This is a genomic window from Pseudomonas urethralis, assembly GCF_021602465.1.
Classification (GTDB): Bacteria; Pseudomonadota; Gammaproteobacteria; order Pseudomonadales; family Pseudomonadaceae; genus Aquipseudomonas; species Aquipseudomonas vlassakiae.
Genome location: NZ_BQIJ01000001.1, coordinates 286933 through 299327, shown reverse-complemented (window position 1 = coordinate 299327; position 12395 = coordinate 286933). Strand labels below are relative to the sequence as shown.

The following is a 12395-nucleotide window of genomic DNA, read 5'->3' as shown; positions in this document are numbered from 1 at the left end:
GCTGGCTGAGCGTGTGTGGACTGACCCCTTTCCTGGAAAGGGGTCAGTCGTATTTGCAGGAGGGATCATGAAAAGGCTGGTTGTCACATTGATCGCCGCTTTCTGTCTGTACCAGGCCCACGCCGGCACCGCGCCCTGGTGGCGCTGGGAGAGTCAGGCGGATGGCCGGCTGGTGTGCTCGCAATGGTCGCCGGGCGATGGCTGGAAAAAATTCGCCGGCCCATTCAGCAATGGCGGTTGCCGCGAGCCCTGAATCTTGCCGCCAGCGGCAATCCGGCGCCGGATATCCGGCGTCCACCCTTTGGCAAAACCCCGAAAAAGCCCGTAATCACGGGCTTTTTCATCAATTCAGAAAGTTGGTTCGGAACTTGCTTTAGAGCCTGCACAGCAACGGCGAGCGGCAAACGATCGTCAGTGCAGCGGAGGATGACTGTGGACAAGATGCTTTACGTGGCCATGACCGGCGCCAGCCAGAACGCGCTGGCGCAAAAGGCCCACGCCAACAACCTGGCGAACGTTTCCACCAATGGTTTCCAGCGCGACCTGGAGCAGGCGCGCTCGATGCCGGTGTTTGGTGACAGCTTTCCGTCGCGGGCGTTTGCCATGACTGAACGCCCGGCTACCGACTTCAGCGAAGGGCCGATGGTCGAGACCGGGCGTGACCTGGACGTGGCCGTGTCCGGGCAGGGCTTCATTGCCGTGCAGGCGCCCGATGGCAGCGAAGCCTACGTGCGCACCGGCAGCCTGAACATCGACGCCCTCGGCGTGCTGCGTGCCGGCAACGGCATGCCGGTGATCGGCAATGGTGGCCCGATCGCCATTCCACCAGAGCAGAAGGTTGAAGTGGGTGCCGACGGCACCATCAGCATCCGCTCGATGGGTGAAGACCCACGGGTGATGGCCGAGGTCGACCGCATCAAGCTGGTCAACCCGGACATCAAGAGCATGACCAAAGGCCTGGACGGGCTGATCCACACCCAGAACGGCCAACCGGCTGCTGCCGACGTCAATGTGCGGGTGGTGTCGGGCTTCCTCGAAGGCAGCAACGTCAACGCCGTTGAAGAAATGACCTCGGTGCTGGCGCTGTCCCGCCAGTTCGAGCTGCACGTGAAAATGATGAACGCGGCCAAGGAAGGCGATGAAGCCATGGCGCGTGTTTTGCAAATCGGCTAACCAACTATGAACGGGTGCCGTAAAACAGGCGCACGAGGAGAATACTGATGCTTCCGGCTCTTTGGGTCGCTAAAACCGGCCTGTCCGCCCAGGACACCAACCTGACTGTCATTTCCAACAACCTGGCCAACGTCTCGACCACCGGCTTCAAGCGTGATCGTGCCGAGTTCGCCGACCTGCTGTACCAGATCAAGCGTCAGCCAGGCGCGCAGTCGACCCAGGACAGCGAGCTGCCGTCGGGCCTGCAGGTCGGTACCGGTGTGCGCATCGTCGGCACCCAGAAAAACTTCCAGACCGGCAGCCTGCAGACCACCGAGAACCCGCTGGACATGGCGGTCAATGGCCGTGGTTTCTTCCAGGTGCTGCAGCCGGACGGTACCGTCTCGTACACCCGTGACGGTACCTTCCACCTGAACTCCGACGGCCAGATCGTCACCGCCCAAGGCTTTGCCCTGGAGCCGGCGATCGTCGTGCCGAACGATGCCCAGACCTTCACCGTCGGCCAGGACGGCACCGTGTCGATCACCACCGCCGGCAACCCGGCTGCACAGGTGATCGGCAACCTGCAGACCGCCGACTTCATCAACCCGGCAGGCCTGCAGGCGATCGGAGACAACCTGTTCCTGGAAACCGCTGCCAGCGGCGCGCCACAGGTCGGCACTCCAGGCCTGAACGGCTTCGGCACCACCCTGCAGCAGACCCTGGAAAACTCCAACGTCAGCACCGTGGAAGAGCTGGTGAACATGATCACCACCCAGCGTGCCTACGAGATGAACTCCAAGGTCATCTCGACCGCCGACCAGATGCTGTCGTTCGTGACTCAGCAGCTCTAAAAGCCCAAGTTCAGGTTCTACTCCCGTTACACCGTGAGGTAAGTGTCATGAAGCGTCTGTTGTCTGTATTCGCCCTGGGGGGGGCGTTTGTGCTGGCTGGTTGCGTCGCGCCGACGCCCAAGCCGAACGACCCGTATTACGCGCCGGTTCTGCCGCGTACCCCGCTGCCGGCTGCAGCCAACAACGGTTCGATCTACCAGGCCGGTTTCGAGCAGGGCCTGTACACCGACCGCAAGGCGTTCCGCGTGGGTGACATCATCACCATCACCCTCAACGAACGCACCTCGGCGAGCAAGAACGCGGGTTCGCAGATCCAGAAGAACAGCAAGGCCGACATTGGCCTGACCTCGCTGTTCGGCTCCAACCCGAACACCAACAACCCGTTCGGCAGCGGCGATCTGTCGCTGGAAGCCGGCTACAGCGGTGACCGCACCACCAAGGGCGACAGCAAGGCCACCCAGGGCAACACCCTGACCGGCTCGATCACCGTCACCGTGGCCGAGGTGCTGCCCAACGGCATCATTGCCGTGCGCGGTGAAAAGTGGATGACCCTCAACACCGGTGAAGAGCTGGTGCGTATCGCCGGCCTGATCCGTGCCGACGATATCGCCACCGACAACACCGTGCCGTCGACTCGCGTGGCCGATGCGCGCATCACCTATTCGGGCACCGGTTCGTTCGCCGATGCCAGTCAGCCCGGCTGGCTGGACCGCTTCTTCATGAGCCCGCTTTGGCCCTTCTGAGTACGGATGAACATGTTCAACGTTAGGCAGCTGATAGCCGCGACCCTGCTCTTGTCCTGCGCGTTCGGTGCCCATGCCGAACGCCTCAAGGACATTGCCAGCATCTCCGGCGTGCGTTCCAACCAGTTGATCGGCTATGGCCTGGTGGTGGGGCTCAACGGCACGGGTGACCAGACCACCCAGACCCCGTTCACCCTGCAGACCTTCAACAACATGCTGTCGCAGTTCGGCATCAAGGTGCCGGCCGGCTCCGGCAACGTGCAGTTGAAGAACGTCGCGGCGGTGTCGGTGCATGCCGACCTGCCGGCCTTCGCCAAGCCGGGCCAGGTGGTGGATATCACCGTTTCGTCGATCGGCAACTCCAAGAGCCTGCGCGGCGGCAGCCTGCTGATGACCCCGCTCAAGGGGATCGACGGCAACGTCTACGCGATCGCGCAAGGTAACCTGGTGGTCGGCGGCTTCGATGCCGAGGGCCGTGACGGTTCGAAGATCACCGTCAACGTTCCGTCGGCCGGCCGTATTCCCGGCGGCGCCTCGGTCGAGCGCGCCGTGCCGAGCGGCTTCAACCAGGGCAACAGCCTGACCCTGAACCTCAACCGCCCGGACTTCACCACGGCCAAGCGCATCGTCGACAAGGTGAACGACCTGCTCGGCCCGGGTGTGGCGCAGGCCGTTGATGGCGGCTCGGTGCGGGTCACCGCGCCGATGGACCCGAGCCAGCGGGTCGACTACCTGTCGATCCTCGAGAACCTCGAGATCGACCCGGGCCAGGCGGTGGCCAAGGTCATCATCAACTCGCGTACCGGTACCATCGTCATCGGCCAGAACGTCAAGGTCTCGCCGGCGGCGGTGACCCACGGCAGCCTGACCGTGACCATCACCGAAGACCCGATCGTCAGCCAGCCGGGGCCGTTCTCCAATGGCCAGACCGCAGTGGTTCCGCGTTCGCGGGTCAATGCCGAGCAGGAAGCCAAGCCGATGTTCAAGTTCGGCCCTGGGACCACGCTGGATGAGATCGTTCGCGCGGTGAACCAGGTCGGCGCGGCACCGGGCGACCTGATGGCCATCCTCGAAGCACTGAAACAGGCCGGCGCCTTGCAGGCCGACCTGATCGTGATCTGAGGACGCCACGGATGAATTCGAAAAGCCTGGTCTCCAGCCACGCCGACAGTGGTGCCTACACCGACCTCAATCGCCTGAGCTCGCTCAAGCACGGTGACCGCGACAGCGATGCCAACGTGCGCAAGGTGGCCCAGGAGTTCGAGTCGCTGTTCATCAGCGAGATGCTCAAGGCCTCGCGCAAGGCCAGTGAGGTGCTGGCCGACGACAACCCGATGAACAGCGAGACGGTCAAGCAGTACCGCGACATGTATGACCAGCAGCTGGCCGTGAGCATGTCCCGCGAGGGCGGCGGTATCGGCCTGCAGGATGTGCTGGTGCGCCAGCTGTCGAAGCACAAGAGCACCCCGGCCAACACCAGCCCGTTCCCGCGTATCGACGGCAGTGCGCCGACGCTGTGGGGCAACAAGGTGGCCGACCCGGTGCAGGCTACCCAAACCACGGCCACGCGCAACGACGTCGCCGCGCTCAACTCGCGGCGCCTGGCGTTGCCGGGCAAGCTCACCGACCGCCTGCTGGCCGGTATCGTGCCCTCGGCCACCAGCCCCGCTGCGACCACCAATAGCGCCGCCGTGCCGGCCCGTGACGGGCAGCAGGTGGCCAAGGCCATCGCCATCCCGGACAACGGCCTGCGCATCACCGGCCGTGCCGTGGCGCAGCCGCCGCTGGCGCCGAAGAAGGCCTTTGCCGACAGCGACGAATTCGTCGCCACCATGTTGCCCATGGCCGAGCAGGCCGCCAGGCGCATTGGTGTCGACCCACGTTACCTGGTGGCCCAGGCCGCCCTGGAAACCGGTTGGGGCAAATCGGTCATGCGCAACAGCGATGGCAGCAGCAGCCACAACCTGTTCGGCATCAAGGCCAGCAGTAACTGGCAAGGTGATTCGGCGCGGGCGATCACCAGCGAATTCCGCGACGGCCAGTTCGTCAAGGAGACGGCGGCGTTTCGTTCCTATGACTCGTACCAGGACAGTTTCCACGACCTGGTGAGCCTGTTGCAGAGCAATTCGCGCTATCAAGATGCGGTGAAGTCGGCCGATAACCCAGAACAATTCGTGCGAGAACTGCAAAAGGCCGGGTACGCCACCGACCCGAACTACGCCAGCAAGATCTCGCAGATCGCAAGACAGATGAAGTCGTACGAGAGCTACGCAATGCTCGGTACCACAACGAAACTTTAAGGGTATGGAACCATGGCGAGTCTGATCAATATTGGTATGTCGGGGCTTGGCGCCGCGCAGTCGGGGATGTACACCCTCGGTAACAACATTGCCAACGCCGATGTCGAGAGCTACTCGCGCCAGCAGAACGTGCAGAAGACCAAGGGCGGCCAGCAGGTCGGCCAGGTGTTCATCGGCACCGGCACCACCCTGGCCGACGTGCGCCGGGTGTACAACGCGTTCCTCGAGAACCAGCTGCGCACCACGACCTCGCTGAGCAGCGACGCCACTTCCTACCTGAACCAGATCACCCCGCTGGACACCGCGCTGTCGAGCAGCGACACCGGTATCACCGCCGCGCTGCAGAGCTTCTTCAGTGCCCTTCAGGACGCCTCGGCCAAGCCGACCGAAGACGCTTCGCGCCAGCTGTTGCTGACCAGCGCCCAGTCCCTGGCCAAGCGTTTCAACACCCTGTCCTCGCAGCTCAACCAGCAGAACAGCAACATCAACAGCAACATGGCCTCGATTGCCGAACAGGTCAATGCGCTGTCCAAGACCATCGCCGACCTGAACGGCCAGATCTCCAAGGTAGGCGCGGTGACCGGCCAGCCCAACGACCTGCTCGACCAGCGCGACGGCGCGGTGCGCAAGCTGTCGGCGCTGATCGGTGCCGACGTGGTCGAGCAGAAGAACGGCAACTACGACATCTACCTGAAGAACGGCCAGGCCCTGGTGCTGGGCAACACCACCCAGACCATCGGCGTCGAGGCAAGCGCCACCGACCCGACCCGCATGAGCCTGATCCTCAACCGCGGCTCGACCAAGATGGACATCACCAACAGCACCTCCGGTGGTGAGCTTGGCGGGCTGATCCGCTACCGCAAGGACACCCTGGACCCAGCGCTCAACGAGCTCGGCCGGGTGGCGCTGGTGGTGGCCGATGCCATCAACAGCCAGCTGGCACAGGGTATCGACAAGAACGGTGAGTTCGGCTCGGCAATGTTCGCCGACATCAACAGTGCCGCCGCCATCGGCCAGCGCAGCATCGCCAAGTCCGGCAACAGCGCAGGTTCCGGCAACCTCGACGTGACCATCAAGGACACGGGCAAGCTGACCACCAGCGACTACCAGGTCACCTTTACCAGCGACAAGCAGTACACCGTGCGCAAGCTGCCAGACGGCACCGACATGGGCAGCTACAGCCTGGACGATGACCCGGCACCGGTCATCGATGGCTTCAGCCTGTCGCTCAATGGCGGTGCCCTGAGCGCCGGCGACAGCTTCAAGATCATCCCGACGCGCAATGCCGCTGCCGGCATCGAAGCCACCCTGACCGATCCCAAGCGCCTGGCCATGGCCGCGCCGCTGACCGGTACCAGTGCCTCGGGCAACAAGGGCACCGGCACCATCACCCAGCCGACCCTGACTTCGAAGCTGGATATCTATGATGCCGCCCAGCGTGCCGACCTGCAGACCGGCATCAAGTATTCGACCCCGGTCAAGCTGGTGTTCGGCGACGATACCGCCTCGCCGCAGGCGTACACCCTGTACGACTCGAAGGGCACGGCCATCGGCAGCGGCACCATCGTGCCCGGCCAGGACAACAAGCTGCAGCTGTCGGTGCCCATGGTCGATGCCAGTGGCAACCCGATCATGGACGGCGCCACGCAGAAGACCTTTACCTTCGAGATGGATGTATCCGGCTCGCCGAAGAATGGCGACAGCTTCACCGTGGCCATGACCGCATCCGGCTCTGCAGACAACCGCAACGCCCAATCGGTGCTTGACCTGCAGACCAAGTCCACGGTCGAGGTCGGAGCCGATGGCAAGGGCATCAGCTTCACCGACGCCTACGCCAAGCTGGTTTCCAATGTCGGCGGCAAGGCCGGCCAGGCGCAGATGGACAGCGATGCCACCGGCGCGCTGCACACCTCCGCCCTGGACAGCCGCAATGGGCTGTCGGGGGTGTCGGTCGATGAGGAGGCCGGCAACCTGATCAAGTTCCAGCAGTACTACACCGCGTCGTCGCAGATCATCAAGGCGGCCCAGGAAACCTTCGCCACCCTGATCAACAGTCTTTAAGGAGCCGTAGATCGTGAGCGTACGCATCTCCACTTCGCAGTTCTACTCGACCACCCAATCCAACTATCAGAAGAATTTCGCCAATGTGGCGAAATCGCAGCAGGACGCCAGCGACAATATCCGCGTGCGTTCCGCCAAGGACGACCCGGTTGGCGCGGCGCGCCTGCTGCAGCTCGAGCAGCAGCAGAACCTGCTCGATCAGTACAACGGCAATGTCACCAGCATTCGCAATGCCCTGGGTACTACCGAAAGCACCCTGAATGCCATCGGTACCATCCTGCAGCGGGTCAATGAACTGGCGGTCAGTTCCGGCAACGCCGGCTTCACCGACGCCGACCGCAAGGCCAATGCCGCCGAGCTGGACTCGCTGGAGAAGCAGCTGTTCACCTTGATGAACAGCAGGGACGAGAATGGCAAGTACCTCTTCTCCGGCTCCAAGGGCGACACTCAGCCCTACGTGCGCAACGCTGACGGTACCTACACGTACCAGGGTGACCAGTCGCAGCTCAAGCTGCAGGTTGGCGACATGCTCAGCCTGGCCGCCAACGAGACCGGCTACGATGCCTTCGAGCAGGCCTTGAACACCAGCCGCAGTGAGACCCGCCTGACCGCACCGGCTACCGATGACGGGCGTGTCAGCCTGTCCAATGGCCAGGTATCGGGCAGCGCCACCTACAACGACCGCTTCCGCAGTGGCGAGCCTTACAGCATCGAATTCACCAGCAGCACCGAATTCAAGATCACCGATGCCAGTGGCAACGACGTGACCCTCGAAGCGACCCAGGGCGGCAAGTTCGACCCCAAGGGGGAAAACACCCAGATCTCCTTCCGGGGTGTCGACCTGCGCCTGGAAATCAGCTTCCAGGCAGGTGATTCGGCCGACCCGGACGCGGCCATCGCCGGTCACACTTTCAGCCTGTCTTCCAAGCCGGACCAGATCAGCGGCACGCGCAGCCCGGGCAACAGCTCATCGGCCCAGGTCACCGGGGCCACTGTAGTCGACCAGTCGGCGTACAAGGCCGCCTTCCCTGAAGGTGCGGTGCTCAAGTTCACCAGCGCCACCGATTTCGAATTGTATGCGGCACCGGTCAGCGCCAACAGCAAGCCGATCTCCACCGGTACCCTCAGTGGCACCACGGCCACGGCCATGGGCGTGCAGTTCGACCTCTCGGGCGCGCCGAATGCGGGTGATTCCTTCGCGGTCAAGGTCGACACCCACCAGACCCAGAACATCCTCGACACCATCGGCCAGTTGCGCGCCGCGCTGAACACGCCTGTCGACGGCGATCCGGCGGCCCGGCAGAACTTCAAGGCGGCGCTGGATTCGGCAATCGGCAACATCGCCAGCGCCAGCAACCAGGTGACAGCGTCGATCGCTTCGATCGGTGGCCGTGGCCAGGCGCTGGACGTGCAGGCGGAAACCAACTCGGCGTTGAGCGCAGAGAACACCAAGACCCAGAGTTCGATCCGCGAAAGCGACCCGGCCGAGGTGATGATCCGCCTGACCATGCAGACCAACATGCTGCAGGCCTCGCTGCAGGCTTATGCCAAGGTCGCCGGCCTGTCGCTGATCAACTACATGTGATCACGCTTCTGGCGTAGTCAACCGTGCGCCGCCACCGTCAGGTGCGGCGCACATTTTTTTTGCAAGGTCGTCACCGTGAACCAAAAGCCGCTCGTCAGTATCGTCATTCCTGCCTTCAATCCCCGGTTCTTCGCCATGGCCCTGCACAGTGCCCTGGGCCAGACCTATGACGCCCTCGAAGTGCTGGTCTGCGACGACAGCGAGGGTGACGAGATCGAGGCGATCGTCAATGCCATAGACGCCGAGCCTCGCCTGCGCTATGTGCGCAACGCCCGGCGCCTGGGGTTCGTCGGCAATCTCGTGCAGGCGGTCGGGCAGGCGCGTGGCGAGCTGGTGAAGGTGCTGTGCGACGATGATCGCCTGTTCCCGCAGTGCCTGGCACATCAGGTCCAGGCGCTGCAGGGCCACGAGGAAGTCGGCCTGGTGCTGTCGCAACGGGTGCTGTGCGACGAGAACAATTTCATCCTGCCGATGCGCATTGCCAATGCGCGCTTCGCCAACGTCGACAGCCTGTTCAAGGGCGAAGACATGCTGGCGATGCTCGACGGCCGGCCAGTGAACTTCCTCGGCAACTTCTCGGCTGCGCTGATGCGCCGCGAGCAGGCGCTGCAGTGGCTGCAAGCGCTGACCGGCGATGGCCTGAGCTTTGTCGCGCTGCTTGACCTTGCGCTGTTCGCCTGCCTGATGCGCCGTGGCAACATGATCATGCTCAGCGAGCCCGGCCTGATCGAGCGCCTGCATCCGCAGCGCCTGAGCAAGCAGGATGCGGTGGTGCAAGGGGCGCCGCAGGAATGGCGCTGGATGATGCAGATGCTCGCCGCACGCAGCGGTGAAGCGGCACCGGCCAGCGGCTGGGTGCGCTATGTACCGCTGACCGAGGCGCAGGAGCAGCCGCGCCAGTGGCAGGAATTATGCGTGGCGCGGATCATCAGCAACTGGCAGACCCGCCTGGGCGGCCGGGTCGGTAGTGACTGCGAGAGCTATGCCGAGCTGTACCAGCAATGGCTGGCGGCGCGCCGCTTCAGTGACGTGCAGCGCGGCCTGCTGCCGCAGGCGATCGCCGCCTGGCCGCAGCAGCCGCGCATCGTGCCGCTGGTGCTGGATGTCGCAGGCGATGCCGGGGCGCTGGAGCAGACCCTGCAAAGCCTGGCACGGCAGTTGTACCCGGTGCACGCCTGCGTGGTCCTGAGCGATACCGCGCCCGCCAGCACGCTAGCGCTGGTGCAGCAACCGCTGCAGGCCGACTGGCCGCAGCAGCTCAACCAGCTGCTGGCCTCGCTGCAGGATGCCGACTGGGTCTACCTGCTGCGTGCTGGCGACCGCCTGAGCGAGTCGGCCACGTTACTGCTGGCCGAGCGCGCGGCCGTGTTCCCGAGCCTGGCCTGTGCCTACAGTGACGAAGGGGCCTGGCTGGATGGCTTGCCGGGTGAGCCGGTCTTCAAGCCGGACTTCAACCTCGATCTGCTGCGCAGCTACCCCTACGTTGGCCGTACCCTGGCCTTTGCCCGCGAGGCGATTCTCGACCTGGGCGGCTTCGATGCCGGCTTCACCGAGCTGGCACCGCATGACCTGCTCTGGCGCCTGGTCGAGACCCGCGGCCCGCAGGTCATCGAACACATTGCCGAAATCCAGGTGCAGTCGAGCTTGAGCTTTGCGCAGTGGTTGTCGCTGCCTGAGGTGATCACCCAGAGTGAGGCGGTGGTTGCCGCGCACCTGCGGCGCCTGGGTGTGGCGCACCGCATTCAGCACGACGACCTGGCGCTGCTCAATCGCGTCCACTACCTGCACGGCGACACCACTTTGACCTCGATCATCGTTCCGGTGGGCCGCGACCTGGCCAGCTTGCAGTCGTGCGTCGAAGGCCTGATCGAGCGTACCGCCCAAGGGCGATACGAAGTGCTGATGGTGGCGGGGGCTGCCGCCGAGGGTGACATGGCTGCCTGGCTGCAGGCCATGGACGAGCTGGGGGCCGACATGCTGCGGGTGATCCGCAGCGCTGGCGATTCCCGCATCCAGTTGATCGACGCTGCCGCCGCGCAGGCGCGTGGTGACTACCTGCTGTTGCTCGACCCCAGCGTGCAGGTGCTCGACGGCCATTGGCTGGACGAGATGCTGCAACACGCTCAGCGCCCGGAAGTAGCGGTGGTCGGTGCCCGGCTGGTCGAGGGCCAGGGGCGGGTGGTCGAGGCGGGCTGGGTGTTGGGGGCGTCCAGCGTGGCCGGCCCGGCGTTTGCCGGCGAGGACATGCAGTCGCGCGGCTACCTGCAGCGTTTGCAGGTGGCACAGAACTGGAGCGCCGTCGGCGGTGCCTGCCTGATGGTGCGCAAGCGCGTCTTCGATGACCTCGGTGGCTTGGCTGCGCAGCCGCTCGGCCAGGGCATGGCTGAGCTCGACCTGTGCCTGCGTGCTGGCGCCCAGGGCTATCTGGTGGTGGGCACGCCGTATGCCACCCTGCTCAAGCGCGAGGTGCCGGCCGAGTCCGACGGCCTCGACCGGCAAGTGCTGCTGGAACAGCAACAGGTGTTCTGCGAGCGCTGGCTGAGCAAGGTGATCCGTGACCCGGCCTACAACCCGAACCTTGGGCTGGCTGCCGCCGACTTCAGCCTCGAACCGAGCCTGCGCGGCAGCTGGAGCCCGCTGTGCGCCCGTGCCCTGCCGTCGGTGCTGGGCTTGCCGATCAACGACAGCGCCGTTGGCCACTACCGTGTCGAGCAGCCGTTCAAGCAGCTGGAAGCGGCCGGGCGTGTAGTCGGACGGGTAGTCTACGAGTCGCCAACCGTGGTCCAGTTGGCACGCATGGACCCGGATGTGATTATCCTGCAATTGCGGCACAACGATGACTCGGTCCGCGACATCGAGCGCATCGCCCGTTTTTCCAATGCCCGACGCATCTTCGAGATCGACGACTACGTGCTCAGCGCCCCGCAGAAGAACACCCATGCGCGCAACAAGCCGGCCGACATCGAGCAGCACCTGCGCCGCGGCATCAGCCTGTGCGACCGTGTCGTGGTGACCACCCAGGCGCTCGCCAACGCGCTGTCGGACATGCACCACGACATCCGCGTGGTGCCGAACATGCTCGCCCCGCACCTGTGGACCCAGCTGCCGGCCAGCCGCCGGGGCACCTCGAGCAAGCCGCGGGTGGGCTGGGGAGGCGGCACCAGCCACAGTGGCGACCTGGAAATCATCGCCGACGTGGTGCGCGAGCTGGCCGACGAGGTGGAGTGGGTGTTCTTCGGTATGTGCCCGGATGTGCTCAGGCCGTACATCCACGAATACCACCCGGGCGTTCCGCTGGCGCTGTACCCGGCCAAGCTGGCCAGCCTCAACCTCGACCTGGCCCTGGCGCCGCTGGAGTTCCACATCTTCAACGACTGCAAGAGCAACCTGCGCTTGCTGGAATATGGCGCCTGCGGCTACCCGACCATCTGCACCGACACCGAGGCCTACCGGGGCTACCTGCCCTGCACGCGGGTCTATGGCAATGGCACCGAGGAATGGCTGCGGGCGATCCGTTCGCACCTGGCCGACCCGGTGGCCAGCTACCGCATGGGTGACGAGTTGCGCGAGGCGGTGATGCGCGACTTCGTGTTGCGCGACGACAACCTGCGTCATTGGGAATGGGGCTGGTTGGCCGACTGATAGACGCCAAAGAACTTTCGGGGCCGCCAAGCGGCCCCTTTATTTTGCAGATTGGCGC

General features: G+C 64.5%; 9 protein-coding genes. All 9 read left to right on the top strand.

What is annotated here, in order from left to right; translation table 11 throughout:
- Positions 1-67: 67 nt before the first annotated feature.
- The 9 genes from L6D64_RS01340 to L6D64_RS01300 all read left to right on the top strand — a co-directional run bounded on the left by L6D64_RS01340 (position 68) and on the right by L6D64_RS01300 (position 12337).
- Positions 68-253, top strand: a complete 186-nt coding sequence (locus L6D64_RS01340) for a hypothetical protein (RefSeq protein WP_176508757.1) — start codon at positions 68-70, stop codon at positions 251-253.
- A 179-nt stretch (positions 254-432) separates the two neighbouring features.
- On the top strand, positions 433-1173 hold the full coding sequence (gene flgF, locus L6D64_RS01335) for a flagellar basal-body rod protein FlgF (protein ID WP_085677753.1): 741 nt from the start codon (positions 433-435) through the stop codon (positions 1171-1173).
- Positions 1174-1220: 47 nt separating this feature from the next.
- A complete protein-coding gene (flgG, locus tag L6D64_RS01330; RefSeq protein WP_027921148.1) occupies positions 1221-2006 on the top strand; it encodes a flagellar basal-body rod protein FlgG in 786 nt (261 codons plus the stop codon).
- 47 nt (positions 2007-2053) lie between these two features.
- A complete protein-coding gene (flgH, locus tag L6D64_RS01325) occupies positions 2054-2749 on the top strand; it encodes a flagellar basal body L-ring protein FlgH (RefSeq protein WP_176508758.1) in 696 nt (231 codons plus the stop codon).
- Positions 2750-2761: 12 nt separating this feature from the next.
- A complete protein-coding gene (locus tag L6D64_RS01320; RefSeq protein ID WP_176508759.1) occupies positions 2762-3871 on the top strand; it encodes a flagellar basal body P-ring protein FlgI in 1110 nt (369 codons plus the stop codon).
- An 11-nt stretch (positions 3872-3882) separates the two neighbouring features.
- Positions 3883-5049, top strand: a complete 1167-nt coding sequence (gene flgJ, locus L6D64_RS01315) for a flagellar assembly peptidoglycan hydrolase FlgJ (RefSeq protein WP_176508760.1) — start codon at positions 3883-3885, stop codon at positions 5047-5049.
- 12 nt (positions 5050-5061) lie between these two features.
- Positions 5062-7110, top strand: a complete 2049-nt coding sequence (gene flgK, locus L6D64_RS01310) for a flagellar hook-associated protein FlgK (RefSeq protein WP_176508761.1) — start codon at positions 5062-5064, stop codon at positions 7108-7110.
- Between the two features lie 13 nt (positions 7111-7123).
- A complete protein-coding gene (locus L6D64_RS01305) occupies positions 7124-8695 on the top strand; it encodes a flagellar hook-associated protein 3 (RefSeq protein ID WP_176508762.1) in 1572 nt (523 codons plus the stop codon).
- A 75-nt stretch (positions 8696-8770) separates the two neighbouring features.
- On the top strand, positions 8771-12337 hold the full coding sequence (locus L6D64_RS01300; RefSeq protein ID WP_176508763.1) for a glycosyltransferase: 3567 nt from the start codon (positions 8771-8773) through the stop codon (positions 12335-12337).
- The last annotated feature ends 58 nt before the right edge of the window (positions 12338-12395 follow it).